The following is a 24,090-nucleotide window of genomic DNA, read 5'->3' as shown; positions in this document are numbered from 1 at the left end:
TCCGTGCTCAGGACGCGGGGCGTCGTGCTTTTTCTTCCAGGCCCGACAGGCCTTCCCGGCGTGCCAGCTCGGCCAGCACGTCTTCGGGCCGCAGATTGTAGTGAGTCAAGGTGACGAGGCAATGAAACCACAGGTCGGCGGTTTCGCTGATGATGCGTTCGGGCACGCCGTCTTTGGCGGCCATGACCAGTTCGGTGGCTTCTTCGCCGATCTTCTTCAGGAAGGCGTCGGGCCCCTTGGCCAGCAGCTTCGCCGAGTAGGACGTTTGCGGGTCGCCACCGCGGTCGGGGCGACGGGTGGCCAGGGTATCGGCGATGCGCGCCAGCGTGTCGGCGGTGGAGGGGGCGGTGCTCATTTGTAGATGTGTTCCGGGTCTTTCAGGACCGGGTCGACGGTGACCCATGACGCACTGCCCGCGGGCCCTTCCAGGCGGCGGAAGAAGCAGCTGGCGCGGCCGGTGTGGCAGGCGATGCCGCCTTCCTGGTGCACCTTGAGCAGGATGACGTCGCCATCGCAGTCCAGGCGCAGGTCGTGCACGGTTTGGGTATGGCCGGATTCTTCGCCCTTGCGCCACAGGCGCTGGCGCGAACGCGACCAATACACCGCGCGGCCGGTGGCGGCGGTCTCGGCCAGGGCTTCGTGGTTCATCCAGGCCACCATCAGGATCTGGCCGTTGTCGGCGTCCTGGGCAATGGCGGGGATCAGGCCGTTATCGTCGAAGACGACGTCGGCCATCCAGGCGGGATCGTTTTCCATGGGTGCAGTCTAATCCAGTCTGACGGCGATGCCTTGATCGGCCATGAATGCCTTGCATTCACGTACGGTGTGCTGGCCGAAATGGAAGATGCTGGCGGCCAGCACGGCACTGGCGCGGCCGGCGGTGACGCCATCGGCCAGGTGCTGCAGGTTGCCCACGCCACCCGAGGCGATGACGGGCACCGGTACCGCGTCGGACACCGCGCGGGTGAGTTCGAGGTCGAAACCCGCCTTGGTGCCGTCGCGGTCCATGCTGGTCAGCAGGATTTCGCCGGCGCCATAGGCCGCCATGCGGCTGGCCCATTGCACGGCGTCCAGGCCGGTGGGCTTGCGGCCACCGTGGGTGAAGACTTCCCAGCGCGCCGGTTCGCCCTGCGCGGACATGCGGCGCGCATCGATGGCCACCACGATGCATTGCGAGCCATGATAGCCGGCGGCCGCGCGCACCAGTTCGGGGTTGGCCACGGCCGCGCTGTTGATGCTGATTTTGTCGGCGCCGGCATTGAGCAGGCGCTGTATGTCGGACACCTGCCGCACGCCGCCGCCCACGGTCAGCGGAATGAATACCTGCGAGGCCACTTGCTCGATGATGGGCAGGATCAGGTCGCGGCCGTCGCTGGTGGCGGTGATGTCCAGAAAGGTGAGTTCGTCGGCGCCCTGTTCGTCGTAGCGCCGTGCGATTTCGACCGGGTCGCCCGCGTCGGCCAGGTTCACGAAATTGACGCCCTTGACCACCCGGCCCGCCGTGACATCCAGGCAAGGGATGATGCGGCGGGTCAGTGCCGTGGCTGCGCCCTGCCCCGTGGCGCCTTGCGTGGTGGCGGCGATGTTCATTGGCTGAGTTCGTCGGCGCGGGCCTGCGCCACCTGGAAGTCGAGCGTGCCTTCGTAGATGCTGCGGCCCAGGATGGCGCCTTCGACGCCTTCGTCCTCGACCGCGCACAGCGCTTCGATATCCTGGATGCCGGCGATGCCGCCCGAGGCGTAGACCGGGATGCGCACGTGCTGGGCCAGCCGCACGGTGGCATCGACATTGACGCCGGACAGCATGCCGTCGCGGCTGATGTCGGTGTAGATGATGGCTTCGCAGCCGTAGTCTTCGAACTTCTTGGCCAGGTCGAGCACGTCGTGGCGGGTGAGCTTGCTCCAGCCGTCGGTGGCGATCTTGCCGTCGCGCGCGTCCAGGCCGACGATGATGTTGCCGGGGAAGGCGCCGCAGGCATCGTGCAGGAAGCCCGGGTTCTTGACGGCGGCCGTGCCGATGATGACGTACGAGATGCCGGCATCGAGGTAGGCCTCGATGGTGTCCAGATCGCGGATACCGCCGCCGATCTGGACTGGAATGTCGTCGCCGACGGCGTCGAGAATGGCCTTGATGGGGACGTCGTTCTTGGGCTTGCCGGCGACGGCGCCGTTCAGGTCGACCAGGTGCAGGCGGCGCGCGCCCAGGTCGAGCCAGTGCCTGGCCATGGCGGCGGGGTCTTCAGAGAATACCGTTGCCTCGTCGAGGTCTCCCTGGCGCAGGCGTACGCAGCGCCCGTCTTTGAGATCGATGGCGGGGATCAGCAGCATGGTGGATAGCGAGCGTTGAAAAAAAAACGGTTGAAAAAGGCCGGCCGAAGCTCGTACGGGCGCGGCTATGGGTTCCAGTCTACAAAATTGCGGTACAGGCGCAAACCATGTGCCGCGCTTTTCTCGGGGTGGAATTGCACCGCGAAAATATTATCGGCTGCCACCGCGCACGTAAATGTAACGCCGTAGTCGGTTTCCCCGACGGTCAGGGCGGGATCGGCCGGCGCGGCGTAGTAGCTGTGCACGAAATAGAAATGCGTATGGTCGGGAATGCCCGCCCACAAGGCATGAGAGCGGGTCTGGCGGACTTGGTTCCACCCCATGTGAGGCACTTTCAGGCGTTCGGTGCCATCAGCGGGGGCCTGGGCGTCGGCGAACGGTTCGCCCGCGAAGCGGCGCACCGTGCCCGGGAACAGGCCCAGGCAAGCGGTCTCGCCTTCTTCGCTGGACTCGAAGAGCATCTGTTCGCCCACGCACACGCCCAGCAGCGGCTTGGCGCGGGCGGCGTGCACCACGGCCTGCGCCAGGCCGGATTCATTCAGGGTGCGCATGCAGTCGGCCATGGCGCCCTGGCCGGGAAACACGACGCGGTCGGCCGCGTCGATGTCGGCGGCACGGTTGCAGATACGGATGTCGGCGTCGGGCGCAGCGTAGCGCAGCGCGCGCGCCACGGAATGGAAGTTGCCCATTCCGTAGTCGACGATGGCAATGGTGGTCACTGGGGTCTGCCTGGCGGGTGTGGGGGCTGGGGCCTGTAGACAGGCCCTAGAGCACGCCTTTGGTGGACGGCACCACGCCACCCATGCGCGGGTCGACTTCAAGGGCCATGCGCAGCGCGCGGCCGAAGGCCTTGAAGACGGTTTCGCACTGGTGGTGGGCGTTGACGCCGCGCAGATTGTCGATGTGCAGGGTGACCAGGGCGTGGTTGACCAGCCCCTGGAAGAACTCGCGGGCAAGGTCGACGTCGAAGTCACCGATGCGCGCGCGGGTGAACGGGATGTGATATTGCAGGCCCGGGCGTCCCGAGAAATCGATGACCACGCGCGACAGCGCTTCGTCGAGCGGCACGTAGGCGTGCCCGTAGCGGCGCAGGCCGGCCTTGTCGCCCACGGCCTTGGCAATGGCCATGCCCAGGGTGATGCCCACGTCTTCGACAGTGTGGTGGGCATCGATGTGCAAGTCGCCTTCGGCCTTGATATCGAGGTCGATCAGGCCATGCCGGGCGATCTGGTCGAGCATGTGGTCCAGGAACGGCACGCCGGTGTCGAGCGTCTGCTTGCCGGTGCCGTCGAGGTTGACGGCCACGCGGATGCGCGTTTCGTTGGTGTTGCGGGTGATTTCGGCGGTACGCATAAAAAGGGAGGCGAGCCTAGTTGGAGCTGAGAATGTCTTGCAGGGCACACAGCAATGCGCGGTTTTCTTCTGGTGTGCCCACCGAGATGCGCAGGCAGTCGGCCAGCAGCGGGTGGGCGCCCGAGAAGTTCCTGACCAGTATTTTGCGCGTTTTCAGGGCAAGATGCACGGCGTTGCCGCCCGGCTTGCCGGAAAAGCGTGCAAGTACGAAATTGCCGGCGCTGGGGTACGCCGTAACCCCAGGCAGGGCCGCCAGCCCGCAGGCCAGGGGTTCGCGGTCGGCGCGCAGCCGCGCGGCCTGCTCGTCGAGCACCGGCTTGTGGCGCAGCACCGCGCGCAGGGCGGCCTGGGTCAGCACGTTCAGGTTGTAGGGCGGGCGCACCTTGTCGAATTGCGCGATCCAGTCGGGGTGGCCCGCCAGGTAGCCGAAGCGCAGGCCGGCCAGGCCGATCTTGGACACGGTGCGCAGCACTACCGCGTGTGGCAGCGACGGCAGGCGCGGCATCCAGGTGTGGCCGGCGAAGGGCTGGTAGGCCTCGTCCAGTACCACCAGCCCGGGCGCCGCATCCAGGATGGCCTGGACGGCTTCGTCGGGCCACAGGCCGCCCGTGGGGTTGTTGGGCAGCGCCAGGAAGATCACCTTGGGGCGATGGCGCCCGATGGCGTCCAGCATGGCGGGCAGGTCGAGCTGCAGGTCCGCGGCCAGCGGCACGCCCACGAAGCGGGCATGGTCGAAGCGCGCCGCCATGTCGAAGTACACAAACGATGGCCACGGCGACAATACCGCGTCGCCGGGCTGGCAACAGGCCTGCACGATCAGGTGGATGAGTTCGTCCGAGCCGTTGCCGAACAACAGGCCGGCCTGGGCCGGAATGCCGAAGGCACGGCGTACGTCGTCGGCCAGCGGGCCGGTATCGCCTGGCGGATAGCGGTTGAGCGCGGTGTCGCGCACTGCGCGGGCGATGTCGTCGCGTACGGCCTCGGGCAGCGCGTAGGGGCATTCCATGGCATCGAGCTTGATGCCATCGGCGGCCGGCGGCACGGGATAGGCCGTCAACGCGCGGATGTCGGCCCGGACCGTAGCGGCGATGCGATCGGCCACGGCGGGCGTGTTCATGGAGGGTCCAGCCGGTACTGCGCGCTGGCGGCGTGCGCCGGCAGGCCTTCGCCCAGCGCCAGTTCGGCGGCGATGCGGCCCAGGGTCTGGGCGCCCTGCCGCGATACCTGGATCAGGCTGGAACGCTTCTGGAAGTCGTATACGCCCAGCGGCGACGAAAAGCGCGCCGTGCGCGAGGTGGGCAGCACGTGGTTGGGGCCGGCGCAGTAGTCGCCCAGCGATTCCGAGCTGAACCGGCCCATGAAGATGGCGCCGGCGTGGCGGATGCGGGCGGTCCAGTGTTCGGGCTGCTCGGTGGAGATTTCCAGGTGTTCGGGGGCGATGTCGTTGGCGATGGCGCAGGCCTCTTCCAGGTCGCGCACCAGGATCAGCGCACCACGGTTGGCCAGGCTGACGCGCAGGATGTCGGCGCGCGGCATGGTGGGCAGCAGGCGGGCGATGGCGGCCTCGACCTCGTCGATGAAGGCGGCGTCGGGGCATAGCAGGATGGACTGCGCCAGCTCGTCGTGCTCGGCCTGGGAAAACAGGTCCATGGCGATCCAGTCGGCCGGGGTCTTGCCGTCGCAGATGACCAGGATTTCGCTGGGGCCGGCGATCATGTCGATGCCCACCGTGCCGAATACCCGCCGCTTGGCGGCGGCCACGTAGGCATTGCCCGGGCCGACGATCTTGTCTACCGCCGGCACGGTGGCCGTGCCGTACGCCAGCGCGCCGATTGCTTGCGCGCCGCCGACTGCGAAGGCGCGGTCGACGCCCGCGATGGCGGCGGCAGCCAGCACCATGGGGTTGCGCGCGCCGTCGGGGGTGGGGGTGACCATGATGAGCTCGGGCACGCCGGCCACCTTGGCCGGGATGGCGTTCATCAGCACCGATGACGGATAGGCGGCCTTGCCGCCGGGCACGTACAGGCCCACACGGTCCAGCGGCGTGATTTGCTGGCCCAGCAGGTTGCCTTCGGCGTCGGTGTAGGTCCAGGTTTCGCCGCGCTGGTGCTCGTGATAGGCGCGTACCCGGTCGGCGGCGGTTTCCAGCGCATTGCGCTGGGCCGCTGGCAGCGTGGCCAGCGCCGCATGCCAGTCGGCCTTGGGAATTTCAAGCGCTTCGGCCGTGGTGGCTGCCACGCGATCGAAGCGCTGGGTGTATTCCAGCAGCGCGGCGTCGCCGCGGCTGCGCACGTCGGCCAGGATGCCGGCGGCGGCGCGGTCGATGGATTCGTCTTCGGTGGCCTCGAAGGCCAGCAGCTTGGACAGCGCGGAAGCAAAATCCGGTTGGCGGGAGTCGAGGCGGTTGATCAGGGCAGCCATGGCATCACGGAAAAGCAGGAAAATGCGCCCGCGGCGGTGTTGTTGCGGGTGGCCGCCGCCACAGGCAAAGACATAGTGTAAGCGGGCACGGGCCCGCGCCGGCCGTCAGGCCGGCGTGGTTCCTTGGGCGGCCCGCTGGAATGCGTCGAGCAGGGGCTGCAAACGGGCGCCGCGGGTCTTGAGCGAGGCCTGGTTGACGATCAGGCGCGACGAAATGGCCATGATGTCTTCCACGGCGACCAGGTCGTTGGCGCGCAGCGTGCCGCCCGAGGACACCAGGTCGACGATGCAATCGGCCAGCCCGACCAGGGGGGCCAGTTCCATCGAGCCGTACAGCTTGATGATGTCGACGTACATGCCCTTGGCGGCGAAGTGCTCGCGCGCCGACTGCACATATTTGGTGGCTACGCGCAGGCGCGCGCCCTGGTGCACCGCCGCCTGGTAGTCGAAGCCGTTGCGCACCGCCACGCATAGCCGGCACTTGGCGATATCGAGGTCGATGGGCTGGTACAAGCCGCCGGGTTGCTGGGCGGCGTGCTCGATCAGGACATCTTTGCCGGCAATGCCCAGGTCGGCGGCGCCGTACTGCACATAGGTGGGCACATCGGAGGCGCGCACGATGATCAGCCGCAGCCCCGGATCGCTGGTGGGCAGGATCAGCTTGCGCGAGGTCTCGGGGTTTTCGGCGACCTCGATGCCGGCCTGGGCCAGCAGCGGCAGGGTTTCTTCGAAGATGCGGCCCTTGGACAGCGCCAGGGTGATGGGCGCGGCGGGTACGGAGCTCATGCAGATTCCTTGCCGGTCAGGCGCTGGATGTCGGCGCCCAGGGCGCGCAGTTTGACTTCCATTTTGTCGTAACCGCGATCCAGGTGATAGATGCGGTCGACCTGGGTCTGGCCTTCGGCGGCCAGGCCGGCAATGACCAGGCTGGCCGAGGCGCGCAGGTCGGTGGCCATGACGGCGGCGCCCGATAGGCGCGCCACGCCGCGCACGACGGCGGTGTGGCCGTCGATGTCGATGTCGGCGCCCATGCGGCGCAGTTCCTGCACGTGCATGTAGCGGTTTTCGAAAATGTTCTCGACGATGACGGCCGTGCCTTCCGCGACGGTGTCCAGGGCCATCAGCTGGGCCTGCATGTCGGTGGCGAAGCCGGGGTATTCGTGGGTGCGTACGCCCACGGCGCGCGGCCGGCCTTGCATGGCGCCACGGATCCAGTCGGGGCCGGTTTCAATGGTAAGGCCCGCCTCGACCAGCTTGTCGATCGTGGCGCCCAGGGTGTCGGCAGAGGCGTTGCGCAGCGTGATGTCGCCGCCCGCCGCGCCTACGGCGCACAGGAACGTGCCGGCCTCGATGCGGTCGGGGATGACGCTGTGCTCGGCGCCATGCAGGCTGGCTACGCCGTCGATGACGATGCGGTCGGTGCCATGGCCGCGGATGCGGGCACCCATCTTGATGAGCAGTTCGGCCAGGTCGACGATCTCGGGTTCGCGGGCGGCGTTCTCGAGCACGGTCTGGCCTTCGGCCAGCACGGCGGCCATCAGCAGGTTCTCGGTGCCGGTGACGGTGACCATGTTGGTGCGGATCGAGGCGCCTTTCAGGCGCGATGCCTGCGCCACAACGAAGCCGTGCTCGATGCGGATGTCGGCGCCCAGGGCGGCCATGCCCTTGATGTGCTGATCGACCGGGCGTTGGCCGATGGTGCAGCCGCCCGGCAGGCTGACGCGCGCCTGGCCGAAACGCGCCAGCAGCGGCCCCAGCACCAGGATGGAGGCGCGCATGGTCTTGACGAGGTCATAGGGCGCTTCCAGGTTGTCGACCTGGTCGGCCTGCAGGGTGACGATGCCATCGGCGCCGCGCTCGGCCTTCACGCCCATGCGCGCGAGCAGGCGCAGCATGGTAGCGGTGTCGTTCAGGTCGGGCACGTTGGCCAGTACCACGGGGTCGGCGCTGAGCAGCCCGGCGCACAGGATGGGCAGGGCCGAGTTCTTGGCCCCCGAGATAGCGACTTCGCCGCGCAGTGGCGCGCCGCCGGTGATGCGTAGCTTGTCCATCAGTTGCCCGCCTTGGCGTATTCGTCGGGGGTCAGCGTGCGCATCGACAGCGCATGGATTTCGGCTTTCATGCGGTCGCCCAGCGCGGCATACACCAGTTGGTGGCGCGCGATCAGGCGCTTGCCCTCGAAGGCCGGGCTGACGATGACTGCATCGAAGTGCGAGCCGTCGCCTTGCACGTCGAGGTGGTCGCAGGGCAGGCCGTCGGCTATGTATTGGCGGACCTGCTCGGGGGTGGGTAGCATGGACATCAGTTCCTGAGTTTGTAGCCGCTGGCCAGCAGTCGCATCGCGGTGATCGCCAGCACGGCGAATACCCCGGACACGACGGCCAGGCTGCGCCACGGCGAGACATCCGACACGGAGAAGAAGCCGTAGCGAAAGCCATCGATCGTGTAGAAGATGGGGTTCCAGTGCGACACCGCCTGCCAGAACGGCGGCAGCGTGTGAATGGAATAGAACACGCCGGACAAGAATGTGGCCGGCATGATCACGAAGTTCTGGAAGACCGCCAGCTGGTCGAATTTTTCGGACCACAGGCCCGCGATCAGGCCCAGCGTGCCCATGATGCCGCAGGCCAGGATGGCGAATGCCACGATCCAGGCCAGATGCGCGGGCGGCAGCGGCGTGAAGCACACGGCCACCAGCCACACACAGGCGCCCACGGCCAGCCCGCGCACGATGGCCGCCAGCAGGTAGGCCGAGAAGATCTCGCGGTGCGATAGCGGCGGCAGCAACACGAACACCAGGTTGCCCGTGATACGGCTTTGGATCAGCGACGACGACGGGTTGGCAAAGGAATTCTGCAGCATGCTCATCATCATCAGCCCGGGGATCAGGAACGCGGTATACGGCACCGTGCCATAGACCATGACGCGTCCTTCGAGCACCTGGGCGAACACCAGCAAGTACAGCAAGGCGGTGACCACCGGCGCTGCGATGGTCTGGAACGCGACTTTCCAGAAGCGCAGCAATTCTTTGCGCAACAAGGTGGGAAAGCCCGAGCCCGCGTCCAGGCGAGGCTGCACCAGTGGCTGCGCGACGGGGGTAAGTGGCGGGGTCACGAGGCGATCTCTTCGGGTTCCAGGTCGGCCACGGGGGGCAGGTCGTCGTGGTGCATGATGCGCACGAAGGCGTCTTCCAGGTCGACGCCGCCCACGCGCGCCAGCAGCGCCTGCGTGGTGTCCAGCGCCACGATGCGGCCGCTCTTGAGCATGGCGATGCGCCCGCACAGCGCTTCGGCTTCTTCCAGGTAGTGCGTGGTCAGCATGATGGTGTGGCCGGCCTTGTTCAGCCGCGAGATGAATTCCCACAGCGTGCGGCGCAGGTCGACATCGACGCCCGCGGTGGGTTCGTCGAGCACGATGACGGGCGGGCTGTGCACCAGGGCCTGGGCGACCAGCACGCGCCGCTTCATGCCGCCCGACAGCGCGCGCATGTTGGCGTTGGCCTTGTCGGCCAATCCCAGGTTGAACAGGATCTCGTCGATCCAGTCGTCGTTCTTGCGCAGGCCGAAATAACCCGACTGGATACGCAGGGTTTCGCGTACGGTGAAGAACGGGTCGTAGACCAGCTCTTGCGGCACGACGCCCAGGGCGCGGCGGGCGGCCTTGTAGTCGGTGGTGACGTCGTAGCCGCACACGCTGGCGCGGCCGCTGGTGGCGCGCGCCAGGCCCGCCAGGATGGAAATCAGGGTGGTCTTGCCGGCACCGTTGGGGCCCAGCAGGCCGAAGAATTCGCCGGGCTCGATATTCAGGCTGACGTCGTTCAAGGCCTGGAAACCGGGGCCGGCGGTATGCCCAAGCAGTTTTTTCCAGCCAGGCGAGCGCGGCGGATAAATCTTGGAGACGTGTTCTAGACTGACGGCGGACATGGCAGCGGCGAGATAGCCCTGGAAAAGAGCGAATCGCCCATTATAAATGGCAGCCCGCGGCCCAGGCGGGCCGCGGCCGGCGCCCGGCCTACTGGTTGCGCTGGTTCAGGGCCTTGATCAGGCCGTCGATACCCGACTGGTTGATCTGCTGGGCGAACTGGTTGCGGTAGTTCTGGATCAGCCAGATGCCTTCGACGTTCATGTCGTAGATGCGCCAGCCCTGCTGGGGGTCTTTTTCAAGCCGGTAATCCACGCCCACCGGTTGGCCGTTGGCCTGCGTGATGAGGCTGCGCACCACCACGTCGTCGGCGTTGGCGTCGCCGCGAAACGGCAGCAGCTTGATCGTGGTGGCCTGCGTGACCCCGGTCAGGGCGCCGCTGTAGGTGCGGATCAGTGTGCCGCGGAAGGCGTCGGCCAGCGCGGTTTGCTGTTCGGGGGTGGCCTGGCGCCAGAAACGGCCCGCGGCCAGCTGGGTGGTCTTGCGGAAGTTGACGTAGGGCAGGATGTAGGTGTCGACCGCCTGGTTGACGCGCGCCAGGTCGCCCGAGCGCAACTGGCTGTCGGCCTTGAGCGCATTCAGGGCCTCGTTGGCCGCGTCCAGCACGAACTTGTCGGGGGCGCCATGGGGGTCGGGCTTGGCGTGGGCAGCGGTGGCGGCCAGCAAGCCGAGCACGCCGGCAAGGAACAGGCGCTGCAACAGGGAATAGACAGGAAACCGCATGAAAACTCCTTGAGGGGGGCGGCGCGCCATTACGGCGTGGGCGCGGCCTTGGGCGCGGGAACGGCCGGTTGGGCCGGAGCCGACGCAGGGGCGGGCGCAGGTGCAGGCGCGGGCGCCGCTGCGTCATCGTCACTGTAGTCGGGCAGGCTGTCGTCGCCGGTGGCGGTGCCGCGTACCATCGCCGCCCGGCGCTGCAGGTAGGCATCGCGCACGAAGCTGTAGGGGTCGAGCGCCACCCGGTCGACCATGTCGGTGGTGTCGAGCAGGCTGGCGCGGGTGTCGACGATGTCCAGGCCCCACAGCGAATTGCGCCACCGGGTGTTTTCGATAGCGCCCGGGTTGGAATAGGTGACCATACCGCCCTGCCAATCGCCGATCAGGCCGACGCCGTCGCGCACCGAGCTGGCGCCGAGCAGCGGCAGCACCAGGTACGGCCCCTGGCCAAAGCCCCATACGCCCAGCGTCGTGCCGAAGTCGTTGGGGATCTTGCGCGCACCGGTGGTCGAGGCGACGTCGAAGCAGCCGCCTATGCCCATGGTGGTGTTGAACAGGAAGCGGCCCAGGGTGTTGACGAAGTCGTGGCCGCGGCCCTGCAGGAAGCTGTTGGCAGCGCCCCAGAGGTCGCCTACGTTGCTGAACATGTTGTGCACGCAACTGCGCACCGGTTGCGGGGTGACGTAGGTGTAGGCCTGCGCCACCGGCTTGAGCAGCGCCCGGTCGACCGTGTCGTTGAACTTGTACACGCCGCGATTGAAGCCTTCCCAGGGGTCGCGCGGGTCGGGCTCGCCAGGAGTGGCGCAGCCCGCCGTCAGGGCGCATATGGCCAGGGCGAAAGCAAAGCGGGCGGAAGTTGTCGTATTCATGATCGGACGGGGCCCCGGTGTAAGGGTTCGGGTCGGTTCTCGGTGCGCCGGGTGCGGCAGTCAGGCGCGGCAACGGGGAATTATGGATGGCACGGCGGGGAAAAGCTTCAATTCCCCGGTGTCGAGCCCTGTTTTTCGGCCGTACCGTACAGGAACTGGCTGATCAGTTGTTCCAGCACGACGGCGCTCTGTGTATAGGTGATCTTGGCGCCATCGGCGAAGTTCTGTTCTTCGCTGCCGGCCGACAGCCCCACGTATTGTTCGCCCAGCAAGCCCGAGGTCAGGATGGAGGCGGACGAATCCTTGGGGAATTGGTAACCCTCTTCCAGGTTCAGCGTGACGACCGCCTGGAAGACCTTGTCGTCGAAGCTGATGTTGCCGACCCGGCCCACCACCACGCCGGCGCTCTTGACCGGGGCGCGCGCCTTCAGGCCGCCGATGTTGTCGAAGTTGGCCGTCAGGGTGTAGGTGGGCGCAAACGAAAAGCTGCTGAGGTTGCCTGCCCGCAGGGCCAGGAAGACCAGCGCGGCAGCGCCCAGCAGCACGAAGAGCCCTACCCAGAAATCGGTTTTTTCACGTGACATGATGAATCCGTATCAATTGCCAAACATCAGGGCGGTAAGTAGGAAATCGAGGCCCAGCACCGCCAGCGAGCCCACCACCACGGTGCGCGTGGTAGCGCGCGCCACGCCCTCGGGCGTGGGCCGCGCCTGCCAGCCCTCGTACAGCGCGACCAGGGTCACGGTAACGCCGAACACCAGACTTTTCAGGACGCCGTTGGCGACGTCGTCCCAGACATCCACGCCGCTTTGCATTTGCGACCAGAAAGCGCCGGCGTCGACGCCGATGAGCAGCACGCCCACCACCCAGCCGCCCAGGATGCCGACCATGGAGAACACGGCGGCCAGCACCGGCATGGCGATGATGCCGCCCCAGAAGCGCGGCACCAGCACGCGTCGCATGGGGTCGACCGCCATGACTTCCATGGCGGCCAGTTGTTCGCCCGCTTTCATCAGCCCGATCTCGGCGGTGAGCGAGGTGCCGGCACGCCCGGCGAACAGCAAGGCCGTGACCACCGGACCCAGTTCGCGCACCAGCGACAAGGCCACCAGCAGGCCCAGGGCCTCTTCGGACCCGTAGCGGTTCAGGGTGTAGTAGCCCTGCAGTCCCAGCACGAAACCCACGAACATGCCGGAAACGATGATGATCAGCAGCGAATAGTTGCCGATGAAGTGCACCTGCTGGGATACCAGCCGGGGGCGCGATACGGCGATGCCGCTGCGCGCCAGCAGGCCACCCAGGAAACGGGTGAAGAAGCCCACGCCGCTGACCTGGGTGAGCACCCAGCGGCCCAATGCGCCCAGCGCTTGCGTCGGCCCGGTCATGCTTTGCGTCCTTGTCGGGCCAGCCAGGCCTGGAAGGCGGGGGTGTCGGGATACTGGAAGGCCACCGGACCGTCGGGCTCGCCGCGCAGGAACTGCTTGACGTAAGGGTCTTGCGAGTCGGCCAGCGTTTGCGGCGTGCCGGCGGCTACCAGCCGGCCCTGCCCCACCAGGTAGACCTGATCGGCGATCGCGAAAGATTCTTGTACATCGTGCGTGATCAGCACCGATGCGCAATGCAGGCGGTCGGCCAGGTCGCGGATCAGGCGGGCGGTGATGCCCATCGAGATCGGGTCCAGTCCGGCGAAGGGTTCGTCGTACAGAATGAGTTCGGGTTCCAGCACCACGGCGCGCGCCAGCGCCACGCGCCGCGCCATGCCTCCTGAGATCTCGGCCACCCGCAGGTGCGCAGCGGCGCGCAGGCCAACCGCATCGAGCTTGTCGAGCACCCGTTCGGTGACTTCGGCTTCGGTCAGGCGAGTGTGTTCGCGCAGGGGGAAGGCGACGTTTTCGAAGACGTTCAGGTCGGTGAACAGCGCGCCCTGCTGGAACAGCACGCCCATGCGCTTGCGCAATGCCTGCAGGCTGTCGCCCCTGGCCTGGCCGACATCAGCGCCAAAGGCCCGCACTTGCCCGCGCAGGGCCCGCAACTGGCCGGTGGCCGCACGCAGCAGCGTGGTCTTGCCCGAGCCCGAGCCGCCCATGACGGCCACGACCTGGCCCGGTTTGACGGCCATGCTGATGTCTTGCAATACCGTGAAATCGCCATAGCCAAGCGCCACCCCGTCGAGAGACAAGGCAAGGTCCGAGCTGCTGGCAGTGTTTTCGGGCATAGGCAATGAAAATGGAGCCGGGGTCGCAAAGGGCAGACCCCGGGCAGGGACGGCCATTGTATCGTGCCCTTGTGTCGTCGCTGATGTGTCCGATCGTGACGTTATTGCAGCGTTATGTTGCCTTTTTTGATCACTTGCGCCCATTTGTCGGTTTCACTGGCGATGAAGGCCCCGAATTCTTCCGGAGCGCCGCCCCCCGCCTGGCTGCCTGTGTCGGCTATGGCCTTCTGCACCTCGGGATCTTGCAGGATGCGGTTGAACTCGCTGTTCAGCTTGGCGATGATGGGGGCGGGGGTGCCGGCCGGCGCCACGATGCCCTGCCAGTTGTACGACTCGAAGCCGGGCAGGCCGGCCTCGGCCAGGGTGGGCACGTCGGGCAGCACGGCCAGGCGCTTGGACGAGGTGACGGCAATGGGGTGCACTTTCTGGCCGCGGATGGCCGGCAGCGCCGAATAGCCCATTTCAAACATCATCGAGATATGGCCGCCCATCAGGTCCGTGGCCGCCAGGCTGCCGCCCTTGTACGGAACGTGGACGATGTCGATGCCTGCCTGTTCGCGGAACATTTCGCCCGACAGGTGGTGCGCCCCGCCCACGCCGGACGAGCCGAACGTCAGCTTGCCGGGTTCTTTCTTGGCCAGGGCGATCAGTTCTTGCAGGTTCTTTACCGGCAGCGAGTTGTTCACGCTCAGTACCAGCGGACTGTTCTCGATCAGGATGATCGGTGCCAGGTCTTGGGCGGCCTGGTAGGGAATGTCCGGCATCAGGGTGGGATTGACGGCCATCGGGGCCAGATTGCCGGTACCGATGGTGTAGCCGTCGGGGGCGGCCTTGGCGATCAGGTTGGTGCCTATCACGCCGCCGGCGCCGGCCTTGTTCTCGACCACCACCGTCTGCTTCAGCGAATCGGCCAGTTTGCGCGCCAGTAGCCGTACGCGCGTGTCGGCGAAGCCGCCCGGCGCGTAGGGCACGATCAGGGTAATGGGCTTGGACGGCCAATCGGCGGCATCCTGGGCGTGGGCCGGCAGGGGGCCGGCCACGGCGGCGGCCAGCAGGCCGGCCAGCAGCGGGCGTAGCGGTTTCATGCGCGGATTCCTCTTTCTGATGTTGCGCGGAACCGGCTCATTATGCCCGTTGCGGGATGGCCAGCGCGCTGGCCGCCAGCAGCACGGCGCTGGTGCCCAGTACGGCAGGCAGCCCGATCCCATGGCGGGCGGCCCATGCCGCGGCCAGCGGCCCCAGGATCTGGCCCAGGGCGAAGGCGGCCGTCATGGCGGCCGCGGCGCGGGCCGCGTTGCCGCCGGCGCCGCGGCGGGCGGCCTGGATGCCGGCCTGGGTGATGACCACGAATGTGCCGCCCACCAGTAGCGCGGCCAGGGCGATCGCCCCCAGCGAGTCCAGCAGTGCCGGGGCCGCCATGCCGGCCGCCATGATCAACTGGGCGGCGCGCCAGATGCGGCGCTCGTCGCGACCGCGCGCCAGCCGGGGTGCCAGCAGGCAGGATACGGCCGCCGCCGCGCCGAAGCAGGGCCATACCCAGCCGAATATGGCGGGATCGGGCACCTGGGCCTTGGCCATGGCCGGCAGGAAGGTGGCTGGCACGATATAGCCCAGCCCGAACATTCCATAGTGCAGCACCAGCCATCGCGCGCCGCGTTCGCCCTGCGTGGCGGCCCGGGTGGCCTGGGCGGGATCGGCAATCGGTGCCGGCCGGGCCACCAGGGCGGGCGAACGCCCCGCGGCGACGGCCACCAGGGCACCGGCCGCCAGCGCCAGCATACCCAGCGCCTGCCAACTGGTATCGGCACTGGCGCCGTGCTGCATCAGCGCCAGGCAGGCCAGGCCGCTGGCCGCGATACCCATGCCGACGCCGGCGTAGGTCCAGTTCATGACCAGCCCTTCACGCGGGTCGCCGGCCGGCACGGGGCGCCAGGCGGCCACACAGATAAAGGTGTAGGCACTGGCGTAGCCGGCTGCCAGGCGCAGCGCCAACCAGGCTGCCATGCCCTCGAGCAGGCCCATGGCCAGGGTCAGCAGGCCGGCGGCGGCCAGGCTGCCCAGCAGCCCGGCGCGCAGGCGCCGGATGGGAAACGCCACGGCAGCCAGTGCGCCCAGCAGGTAACCGGCATAGTTGGCCGAGGCCAGCCAGCCGCCCTGTGCGAGGCTCAGGCCGGCGTCTTGCGCCATCAACGGCCACAGCGGCGTGAAGGCGAACCGGCCAATGCCCATGGCTACCGCCAGGGCAAGCAGGCCGGGCCAGGCCAGAAGCAAAGGCAAGGATGGGCGGGGGATAGAGGCTGTTGACATGACACCAGTCTAGGCGGGTATTATGATCATTAAAAGTGAATAATAAAGAACAGAAATTCTTGAAATGAGAAACTTGGACCTGGATGCACTGCAGATATTCAAGGCCGTGGCCGAGCGTGGCGGGGTCGCGCGCGCCGCCGCGCATTTGAATCGGGTGCAGTCCAATGTATCCACCCGGCTGCGTCAGCTCGAGGCCGGGCTGGGCACCACGCTATTCCAGCGCCAGAACCGCCGCTTGGTGTTGTCGGCCCAGGGCCGCCTGCTGCTCGATTACGCCGAGCGCCTGTTGCGCCTGTCCGACGAGGCCCAGGCGGCGCTGCGCGACGGAACACCGCGCGGCCTGTTGCGCGTGGGCACCATGGAAAGCACGGCCGCAGCCCGGCTGCCACCCATCCTGGCGGCCTACCACGGTGCCTGGCCGCAGGTGCGCATCGAATTGGTATCGGGAACCAGCGGCGGATTGGTCAACAAGGTACACAGCGGCGAAATCGAAGCGGCCTTCGTGGCCCAGCCCTATGCCGAAGACGGCCTGGACGGGGTGCCCGCGTTCACCGAAGACCTGGTGTTGATTTCGCCCCTGGCAGGTGCGCCGGTAACCAGGGCGCAAGACCTGCGCGATACCACCCTGATCGCCTTCAGCACGGGTTGCTCGTACCGGCGCATTCTCGAGGCCTGGCTGGCCCAGGAAAGCGTGGCGGCGGGCCGTATCATGGAATTTGCCTCGTATCACGCCATCGTGGCCTGCGTGGCCGCGGGGGCTGGCGTGGCCGTCGTGCCGCGCTCGGTGCTGGGCGTATTGCAGGCCGGGGCGACGCTGCGGGTGTGTGCCCTGCCGCTGCCCCTGGCCCGGGCGCGCACCATGCTGGTGTGGCGGCGCGGGCACCAGTCGCCCGCGCTCGATGCGCTGCGCGCCGAGCTGCCAGACCGGGTCGCCGGCTAGAAGCGGTACCCCACGCCCACGGTGGCCACCCACGGGTCGATGCGGGTCGTGCCGATACGCTGGCCGTCCAGCTTCACTTTCGACGAGATATCGATATAGCGCAGGTCGGCGTTCATGAACCAACGCTCGCTGAGCTTGATGTCGACGCCCAGTTGCCCGGCCAGGCCCCAGGAATCGCCCAGCTTCAGGTCCGATCCACTGAGCGCGCCGTGCGTCTGGGTGTCGAAGAAGTGCGTGTAGTTCAGGCCGACACCCACATAAGGCTGGACGGTGCCGTCGGGCAGGAAGTGCCATTGCAGGCTGAGGGTGGGCGGCAGGTGCTTGGTGCTGCCGATCTTGCCCAGGCCGCCGCTGCCGCGGACATCGTGCTCGAAGGGCCAGGCGCCCAGCAGTTCGATGCCCACATGCCGCGTGGCCATGTAGGTAATGGTAAAGCTGGGGCGCACACTGCTGTCGATATCGAGGTCGACGGCGCCGCCCAGTACGCTGCCGTTGCCGGACTTGGGATTGACTTGGGTGACGCCCAGCTTGAACAGCCAGTCGCCCGCCTCGTGGGCATAGGCGGGGGCGGCAGCCAGGCCGGCCACGCACAGCGTGGCGGCCAGGATAGTACGTAATGACATGAGGCTCTTCTCCGTAACCGACACATGTCGGCACCTGGAAGGTTCGCAGGCCAGCCCGCGGGCTGGCTTGATCCATGTCAGCAGTAGGGTTATTAGTTAGAAATGGAAATAAAAGCGCCGGGTTCCAAGGAACCCGGCGTGGGGCAGGTGATAGATGCCGGCGGCTTCAGCGTGGCAGTTCGCTGGCACCCATCAGGTATTCGTCGACGGCGCGGGCACATTGCCGGCCCTCGCGAATGGCCCAGACCACCAGCGATTGGCCGCGGCGCATGTCGCCGGCCGTGAAGACCTTGTCGACGCTGGTGCGGTAGTCATCGGTGTTGGCGCGCACGTTACCGCGCGCATCGCGATCCACGCCAAAGGCGTCCAGCACGTTCTGCACGGGCGACACGAAACCCATGGCCAGCAGCACCAGGTCGGCGGGGATCTCGAATTCCGAGCCCTCGACCTCGCGCATCTTCATCTGGCCGGTGGCTTCGTCCTTGAACCATTCGACCCGCGCGCCAACCAGCTTCTCGATCTTGCCGTTGCTGCCCTTGAGCAGCTTGGTGGTGACAGCGAAGTCGCGCTCGCAACCTTCTTCGTGCGAGGACGAGGTACGCATCTTCAGTGGCCAGTACGGCCAGACCAGCGGCTTGTTTTCCGATTCGGGCGGCTGGGGCATCAGTTCGAATTGCGTGACCGAGGCCGCTCCCTGGCGGTTGCTGGTGCCCACGCAGTCCGACCCCGTGTCGCCGCCGCCGATCACCACCACGTGCTTGCCCTTGGCCAGGGTTTGCTTGGTCAGGCGGTCGCCGGCCACGGCCTTGTTCTGCTGCCGCAGGAAGTCCATGGCGAAATACACGCCATCGAGCTCGCGGCCCGGCACGGGCAGGTCGCGCGGGGTTTCGGAACCACCGCTCATGACCACGGCATCGAAATCGGCCAGCAGCGAGTCGGGCGTGCACACCGTCAGGCCGTCGGCTATCGGGTCGGCCGGGTTGCCGATGTAGGTCGAGGGCGCGAATTCGACGCCTTCGGCTTCCATCTGGGCGATGCGGCGGTCGATCTGCGATTTTTCCAGCTTGAAGTCGGGAATGCCGTAGCGCAACAGGCCACCGATGCGGTCGCTCTTGTCGAACACGGTTACTGAATGGCCGGCGCGCGCCAGTTGCTGCGCTGTCGCCAGGCCGGCCGGGCCGGAACCCACCACGGCGACTTTCTTGCCGGTCTTGCGCGCCGGCATCTGCGGCACCACCCAGCCTTCCGCCCAGCCCTTGTCGATGATGGCGTGCTCGATGGACTTGATGCCGACGGCATCGCTGTTGATGTTAAGGGTACAGGCGGCCTCGCACGGCGCCGGACAGATGCGGCCGGTGAACTCGGGGAAGTTGTTGGTGGAATGCAGCACATCCAGCGCGCCACGCCATTCCTGGCGGTACACCAGGTCGTTCCAGTCGGGGATGATGTTGTTGACCGGGCAGCCGCTGTTGCAGAACGGGATGCCGCAGTCCATGCAGCGGGCGGCCTGCTGCTTGGACTGTTCGTCGTTCAGGTGCAGGACGAATTCGCGCCAGTTCTTCAGGCGCTTCTGCGGTGCTTCAGAGGCTTCCTGCAGCCGCTGGAATTCCATAAAGCCGGTAATTTTTCCCATGGTAGATCCTCAGGCCCTAGGCAGCCAGTTGTTCCGGGTTGGCTGCACGCCACATTTCGCCCAATGCACGGCGGTATTCCGTCGGCATGACCTTGATGAACTTGCCACGCGAGGCTTCCCAGTCGCCCAGGATTTCGCGGGCGCGGAAACTGCCGGTGTAGCGGAAGTGTTCTTCGATAAGCCGGCGCAGGATGGCTTCGTCGGTTTCGCGCTCGCCGCCGCGCTGCGCGCTGTGCCAGCCTTCGCGGCTGTTCTGCGCCTGCTGCTCGGCGTGCGGCGCAATGGCCTCGAGTTCGACCATGGACAGGTTGCAGCGGTGCTTGAAGCTGCGGTCGGGGTCCCATATGTAGGCCACGCCGCCCGACATGCCGGCCGCGAAGTTGCGGCCCGTGCTGCCCAGCACCACGACCGTGCCGCCGGTCATGTATTCGCAGCCGTGGTCGCCGGTGCCTTCTACCACCGCGGCCGCGCCCGAGTTGCGCACGGCAAAGCGTTCGCCGGCCACGCCGTTGAAGAAGGCCTCGCCCGCCAGCGCACCGTACAGCACGGTGTTGCCGACGATGATGTGGTCGGGGCCGAAGCCGCGGAAGTCGTTGGGCGAGCGCACGATGATGCGGCCGCCCGACAGGCCCTTGCCGACGTAATCGTTGCCCTCGCCCACCAGGTCCAGCGTGATGCCGTGCGCCAGGAACGCGCCGAAGCTCTGGCCCGCGGTGCCGTTGCACTGGATGTGGATGGTGTCGTCGGGCAAGCCTTCGTGGCCGTAGCGCGCCGCCAGCGCGCCCGACAGCATGGCGCCCACGGTGCGGTTGCGGTTGCGTACCGGCGTGATGAACGACACTTTTTCGCCGCGCTCCAGCGCGGGCTTGCTGCGTTCGATCAGCAGGTGGTCCAGCGCACCGGCCAGGCCGTGGTCTTGCGCTTCGGTCTGGCGCTTTTCGGTATCGATCTGCGGCTGGTAGAACACGCGGGCGAAGTCCAGGCCCTGTGCTTTCCAGTGGTCGATGCTGGCGCGCATGTCGAGCAGGTCGGCGCGGCCGATCAGGTCGTCGAACTTGCGGATGCCCAGCTGGGCCATGATTTCGCGCACTTCTTCGGCGATGAAGAAGAAGAAGTTCACCACGTGCTCGGGCTTGCCCTGGAACTTGCGGCGCAGCACCGGATCTTGCGTGGCCACGCCCACGGGGCAGGTATTCAGGTGGCACTTGCGCATCATGATGCAGCCCTCGACCACCAGCGGCGCGGTGGCGAAGCCGAATTCATCGGCGCCCAGCAGCGCGCCGATGACGACATCGCGGCCGGTTTTCATCTGGCCGTCGGCCTGCACGCGGATGCGGCTGCGCAAGCGGTTCAGCACCAGCGTCTGCTGGGTTTCGGCCAGGCCCAGTTCCCAGGGCGTGCCCACGTGCTTGATCGACGATACGGGCGAAGCGCCGGTGCCGCCGTCGTGGCCGGCGATCACGACATGGTCGGCCTTGGCCTTGGCCACGCCGGCCGCCACGGTGCCCACACCCACTTCGGACACCAGCTTGACCGAGATCGACGACTTGCTGTTGACGTTTTTCAGGTCGTGGATGAGCTGCGCCAGGTCTTCGATGGAATAGATGTCATGGTGCGGGGGCGGCGAGATCAGGCCCACGCCGGGCACCGAATAGCGCAGCTTGGCGATGTATTCCGACACCTTGTGGCCGGGCAACTGGCCGCCTTCGCCCGGCTTGGCGCCCTGCGCCATCTTGATCTGGATCTGGTCGGCGCTGGCCAGGTATTCGGCGGTGACGCCAAAGCGGCCCGAGGCCACCTGCTTGATACGTGAACGCAGCGAGTCGCCGGCCTTCAGGGGCACGTCGGCCTCGATGCGTTCATTGCCCAGCAGCGATGCCAGCGTGTCGCCGTCTTTGACGGTGCTTTTGCCGTCGCGCATCTCGGCGCGGTAGCGCAGTTCGTCTTCGCCGCCCTCGCCCGTGTTCGACTTGCCGCCGATGCGGTTCATGGCCACGGCCAGTACCGTGTGGGCTTCGGTGGAAATGGAGCCCAGCGACATGGCGCCGGTGGCGAAGCGCTTGACGATGTCTTTGGCAGGCTCGACTTCGTCCAGCGAAATGGCGCGCGTCGGATCGAAGCGGAACTCGAACAAGCCGCGCAGCGTCATGTGGCGGCGGCTTTGGTCGTTGATGATCTGCGCGTACTCTTTGTACGTGCGGTAGTTGTTGGCGCGTGAGGCATGTTGCAGCTTGGCGATGGAGTCGGGCGTCCACATGTGCTCTTCGCCGCGCACGCGGAAGGCGTATTCGCCGCCTGCGTCCAGGTCGTTGGCCAGCACCGGATCAGTGCTGAATGCGGCGCGGTGCTGGCGCAGCGCTTCTTCAGCCACCTGGAAGATGCCAATGCCTTCGATATTCGAGGCCGTGCCGGTGAAGTAATTGTCGACCAGGGCGCGTTGCAGGCCCACGGCTTCGAAAATCTGTGCGCCGGTATACGACATGTAGGTCGAGATGCCCATCTTGGACATGACCTTGTTCAGGCCCTTGCCGATGGCCTTGATGAAGTTCTTGACGGCTTTTTCGGGGTCGGCCATGCGACCCAGCGATTCCAGCGCCAGGTACGGGTGGATGGCTTCGGCGCCGTAGCCGCCCAGCAGCGCGAAATGGTGCACTTCGCGGGCCGAGCCCGTTTCCACCACCAGCCCGGTGGCGGTACGCAGGCCGGCGCGGATCAGGTGCTGGTGCACGGCCGAGGTGGCCAGCAGCGCCGGGATGGCCACGCGCTCGCTGTCGACCAGGCGGTCGGACACGATCAGGATGTTGTAGCCGCTTTGCACGGCGTCGACGGCGCGGGCGCACAGGGCCGCCACGCGCGCCTCGATGCCCTCCGAGCCCCACGCGGCCGGATAGGTGATGTCGAGCTCGTAGCTGCGGAACTTCTTGCCGGTCACCTGTTCGATGTCGCGGATCTGCGCCATGGCGGCGAAATCGAGCACGGGCTGCGACACTTCCAGCCGCAGCGGCGGGTTGACGTTATTGATGTCCAGCAGGTTGGGCTTGGGGCCGATGAACGACACCAGCGACATCACCATCTGTTCGCGGATGGGGTCGATGGGCGGGTTGGTAACCTGGGCGAACAACTGCCGGAAGTAGTTGTAAAACGGCTTGGCGCGGTTCGACAGCACGGCCAGCGGCGCATCGTTGCCCATCGAGCCGATGACTTCCTCGCCCGTGGACGCCATGGGTTCCAGGATGAACTTGTAGTCTTCCTGGGTCCAGCCAAAGGACTGCTGGCGGTCCAGCAGCGATACCGACGACTGCGTGGCCGGCGCGGCCTGCTTGGGCGCGGGCAGCGATTCCAGCTTGATCTGCAGGCGCTCGATCCATTGGCGGTACGGGCGGCTGTTGGCCAGCTGCAGCTTGATCTCGGCATCGTCGATGATGCGGCCTTGTTCCAGGTCGATGAGGAACATCTTGCCGGGCTGCAGGCGCCACTTCTTGATGATGCGGTTTTCGGGAATGGATAGCGTGCCGGCTTCCGACGCCATGATGACCATGTCGTCGTCGGTGATCAGGTAGCGTGCCGGGCGCAGGCCATTGCGGTCGAGCGTGGCGCCGATCTGGCGGCCATCGGTGAAGGCCACGGCTGCCGGGCCGTCCCAGGGTTCCATCATGGCCGCGTGGTATTCATAGAACGCGCGGCGGCTTTCGTCCATTTGCGTGTGCTGTTCCCAGGCTTCCGGGATCATCATCATCATGGCGTGGGCCAGCGAATAGCCCGAGTTCACCAGCAGCTCGAGGCAGTTGTCGAACGTGGCGGTGTCGGACTGGCCTTCGTAGACGATGGGGTACAGCTTTTTCAGGTCGTCGCCCAGCACGGCCGACTGCATCATGCCTTCGCGGGCGCGCAGCCAGTTGAAGTTGCCCTTGACCGTGTTGATCTCGCCGTTGTGCGCGATCATGCGATAGGGGTGGGCCAGCGGCCAGGCCGGGAAAGTGTTGGTCGAGAAGCGCTGGTGCACCAGGGCCACGGCCGACACGGTGCGCGGGTCGGCCAGGTCGCGGTAGTAGCGGCCCACCTGGTCGGCCAGCAACAGGCCCTTGTAGACCACGGTGCGCACCGAGGCCGAGGGCACGAAATATTCTTTGCCGTGGGCCAGGCGCATGGCCTGGATGGCGTGGCTGGCCGTCTTGCGTATGACGTACAGCTTGCGTTCCAGCGCGTCGGGCACCATGACGTCGGCGCCGCGCCCGATGAACAACTGGCGGATCACCGGTTCGACCGAGCGCACGGTAGGCGACATGGGCATGTCGACATCCACCGGCACATCGCGCCAGCCCAGCACGATCTGGCCCTCGGCACGCACGGCGCGCTCGAGTTCCTGTTCGCAGGCCAGGCGCGAAGCGGTTTCCTTGGGCAGGAACACCATGGCCACGCCGTATTCGCCCGGCGGGGGCAGCACTACGCCCTGCTGGCCCATTTCGTCACGGTACAGCGTATCGGGAATCTGGATCAGGATGCCGGCGCCGTCGCCCATGAGCTTGTCGGCCCCCACGGCGCCACGGTGGTCCAGGTTTTCCAGGATCTTCAGGCCCTGCTGGATGATGGCGTGGCTTTTGCGCCCCTTGATATGGGCGACGAAACCCACGCCACAGGCGTCGTGTTCATGGTCGGGGGTGTACAGGCCTTGCGGTGCCGGCAGCCCGATGCGGCTGGCATCGATGGGCGCCGCGGCCGGGCGACAGGAAGTATCTTGGGAAGTAGGTGACATGGCGCGCTCCG

The 24,090-nt window shown here is 66.8% G+C and carries 24 protein-coding genes; 1 reads left to right on the top strand and 23 read right to left on the bottom strand.

From position 1 onward, the window contains the following. Positions 1-7 precede the first annotated feature (7 nt). The 20 genes from KW845_RS18530 to KW845_RS18435 form a co-directional block, all read right to left on the bottom strand. Positions 8-355, bottom strand: coding sequence for a phosphoribosyl-ATP diphosphatase (locus KW845_RS18530; protein ID WP_218370806.1), 348 nt, complete (start codon positions 353-355; stop codon positions 8-10). Next, on the bottom strand, positions 352-756 hold the full coding sequence (hisI, locus tag KW845_RS18525; protein ID WP_218370805.1) for a phosphoribosyl-AMP cyclohydrolase: 405 nt from the start codon (positions 754-756) through the stop codon (positions 352-354). Before hisI ends, KW845_RS18530 begins: the two co-directional genes overlap by 4 nt. Before the next feature lie 9 nt (positions 757-765). Beyond that, complete coding sequence (gene hisF / locus KW845_RS18520; protein WP_218370804.1) at positions 766-1,590, bottom strand: imidazole glycerol phosphate synthase subunit HisF; 825 nt, start codon at positions 1,588-1,590, stop codon at positions 766-768. Beyond that, positions 1,587-2,327, bottom strand: coding sequence for a 1-(5-phosphoribosyl)-5-[(5-phosphoribosylamino)methylideneamino]imidazole-4-carboxamide isomerase (gene hisA / locus KW845_RS18515; RefSeq protein WP_218370803.1), 741 nt, complete (start codon positions 2,325-2,327; stop codon positions 1,587-1,589). The genes hisF and hisA overlap by 4 nt, the downstream gene beginning before the upstream one ends. Before the next feature lie 65 nt (positions 2,328-2,392). Continuing rightward, positions 2,393-3,046, bottom strand: a complete 654-nt coding sequence (hisH, locus tag KW845_RS18510) for an imidazole glycerol phosphate synthase subunit HisH (RefSeq protein WP_218370802.1) — start codon at positions 3,044-3,046, stop codon at positions 2,393-2,395. A 46-nt stretch (positions 3,047-3,092) separates the two neighbouring features. After that, positions 3,093-3,680: an imidazoleglycerol-phosphate dehydratase HisB gene (hisB, locus tag KW845_RS18505; RefSeq protein WP_218370801.1), complete on the bottom strand. Its 588-nt coding sequence runs from the start codon at positions 3,678-3,680 to the stop codon at positions 3,093-3,095. A 16-nt stretch (positions 3,681-3,696) separates the two neighbouring features. Next, the gene (hisC, locus tag KW845_RS18500) at positions 3,697-4,797 is read right to left on the bottom strand and encodes a histidinol-phosphate transaminase (protein ID WP_218370800.1); all 1,101 of its coding nucleotides are present in this window, start codon (positions 4,795-4,797) and stop codon (positions 3,697-3,699) included. Continuing rightward, positions 4,794-6,101, bottom strand: coding sequence for a histidinol dehydrogenase (hisD, locus tag KW845_RS18495; RefSeq protein ID WP_218370799.1), 1,308 nt, complete (start codon positions 6,099-6,101; stop codon positions 4,794-4,796). Before hisD ends, hisC begins: the two co-directional genes overlap by 4 nt. Before the next feature lie 105 nt (positions 6,102-6,206). Next, complete coding sequence (hisG, locus tag KW845_RS18490; RefSeq protein WP_218370798.1) at positions 6,207-6,887, bottom strand: ATP phosphoribosyltransferase; 681 nt, start codon at positions 6,885-6,887, stop codon at positions 6,207-6,209. Next, entirely contained in the window at positions 6,884-8,152 is a 1,269-nt protein-coding gene (gene murA, locus KW845_RS18485) for a UDP-N-acetylglucosamine 1-carboxyvinyltransferase (RefSeq protein ID WP_218370797.1), read from the bottom strand. Before murA ends, hisG begins: the two co-directional genes overlap by 4 nt. After that, positions 8,152-8,397: a BolA family protein gene (locus KW845_RS18480; protein ID WP_218370796.1), complete on the bottom strand. Its 246-nt coding sequence runs from the start codon at positions 8,395-8,397 to the stop codon at positions 8,152-8,154. The genes murA and KW845_RS18480 overlap by 1 nt, the downstream gene beginning before the upstream one ends. Before the next feature lie 5 nt (positions 8,398-8,402). Beyond that, positions 8,403-9,215, bottom strand: coding sequence for an ABC transporter permease (locus KW845_RS18475; protein ID WP_218370795.1), 813 nt, complete (start codon positions 9,213-9,215; stop codon positions 8,403-8,405). Then, positions 9,212-10,024, bottom strand: a complete 813-nt coding sequence (locus tag KW845_RS18470) for an ABC transporter ATP-binding protein (RefSeq protein WP_218370794.1) — start codon at positions 10,022-10,024, stop codon at positions 9,212-9,214. The genes KW845_RS18475 and KW845_RS18470 overlap by 4 nt, the downstream gene beginning before the upstream one ends. 88 nt (positions 10,025-10,112) lie before the next feature. Continuing rightward, on the bottom strand, positions 10,113-10,745 hold the full coding sequence (locus tag KW845_RS18465) for a phospholipid-binding protein MlaC (protein WP_218370793.1): 633 nt from the start codon (positions 10,743-10,745) through the stop codon (positions 10,113-10,115). 29 nt (positions 10,746-10,774) lie between these two features. Then, positions 10,775-11,608 carry a VacJ family lipoprotein gene (locus tag KW845_RS18460; RefSeq protein ID WP_218370792.1) on the bottom strand — a complete coding sequence of 278 codons (834 nt, stop codon included), beginning with the start codon at positions 11,606-11,608 and terminating at the stop codon, positions 10,775-10,777. Between the two features lie 107 nt (positions 11,609-11,715). Then, positions 11,716-12,192: an outer membrane lipid asymmetry maintenance protein MlaD gene (mlaD, locus tag KW845_RS18455; RefSeq protein WP_218370791.1), complete on the bottom strand. Its 477-nt coding sequence runs from the start codon at positions 12,190-12,192 to the stop codon at positions 11,716-11,718. 12 nt (positions 12,193-12,204) lie between these two features. Continuing rightward, positions 12,205-12,993 (bottom strand): lipid asymmetry maintenance ABC transporter permease subunit MlaE, encoded by a 789-nt coding sequence (mlaE, locus tag KW845_RS18450; RefSeq protein WP_218370790.1) that lies wholly within the window; start codon positions 12,991-12,993, stop codon positions 12,205-12,207. After that, entirely contained in the window at positions 12,990-13,823 is an 834-nt protein-coding gene (locus tag KW845_RS18445; RefSeq protein ID WP_218370789.1) for an ABC transporter ATP-binding protein, read from the bottom strand. Before KW845_RS18445 ends, mlaE begins: the two co-directional genes overlap by 4 nt. 101 nt (positions 13,824-13,924) lie before the next feature. After that, the gene (locus tag KW845_RS18440) at positions 13,925-14,908 is read right to left on the bottom strand and encodes a tripartite tricarboxylate transporter substrate binding protein (protein WP_218370788.1); all 984 of its coding nucleotides are present in this window, start codon (positions 14,906-14,908) and stop codon (positions 13,925-13,927) included. A gap of 40 nt (positions 14,909-14,948) precedes the next feature. Continuing rightward, positions 14,949-16,130, bottom strand: coding sequence for a YbfB/YjiJ family MFS transporter (locus KW845_RS18435; protein WP_218370787.1), 1,182 nt, complete (start codon positions 16,128-16,130; stop codon positions 14,949-14,951). A 64-nt stretch (positions 16,131-16,194) separates the two neighbouring features. On the opposite strand from KW845_RS18435, the gene KW845_RS18430 reads away from it, so the two are divergent. Further along, entirely contained in the window at positions 16,195-17,070 is an 876-nt protein-coding gene (locus tag KW845_RS18430; RefSeq protein ID WP_218370786.1) for a LysR family transcriptional regulator, read from the top strand. Here KW845_RS18430 and KW845_RS18425 read toward each other — a convergent pair. The 3 genes from KW845_RS18425 to KW845_RS18415 all read right to left on the bottom strand — a co-directional run bounded on the left by KW845_RS18425 (position 17,067) and on the right by KW845_RS18415 (position 24,079). Continuing rightward, positions 17,067-17,693 carry an OmpW family protein gene (locus tag KW845_RS18425; protein ID WP_218370785.1) on the bottom strand — a complete coding sequence of 209 codons (627 nt, stop codon included), beginning with the start codon at positions 17,691-17,693 and terminating at the stop codon, positions 17,067-17,069. The genes KW845_RS18430 and KW845_RS18425 overlap by 4 nt on opposite strands. Before the next feature lie 166 nt (positions 17,694-17,859). After that, entirely contained in the window at positions 17,860-19,326 is a 1,467-nt protein-coding gene (locus KW845_RS18420) for a glutamate synthase subunit beta (RefSeq protein WP_218370784.1), read from the bottom strand. Between the two features lie 16 nt (positions 19,327-19,342). After that, positions 19,343-24,079, bottom strand: coding sequence for a glutamate synthase-related protein (locus tag KW845_RS18415; protein WP_218370783.1), 4,737 nt, complete (start codon positions 24,077-24,079; stop codon positions 19,343-19,345). Between the last annotated feature and the right edge of the window lie 11 nt (positions 24,080-24,090).

This window comes from Bordetella sp. BOR01, assembly GCF_019218885.1.
In the GTDB taxonomy this organism is placed as follows: domain Bacteria; phylum Pseudomonadota; class Gammaproteobacteria; order Burkholderiales; family Burkholderiaceae_B; genus Bordetella_A.
This window is presented reverse-complemented; position numbering and strand designations above follow the sequence as displayed.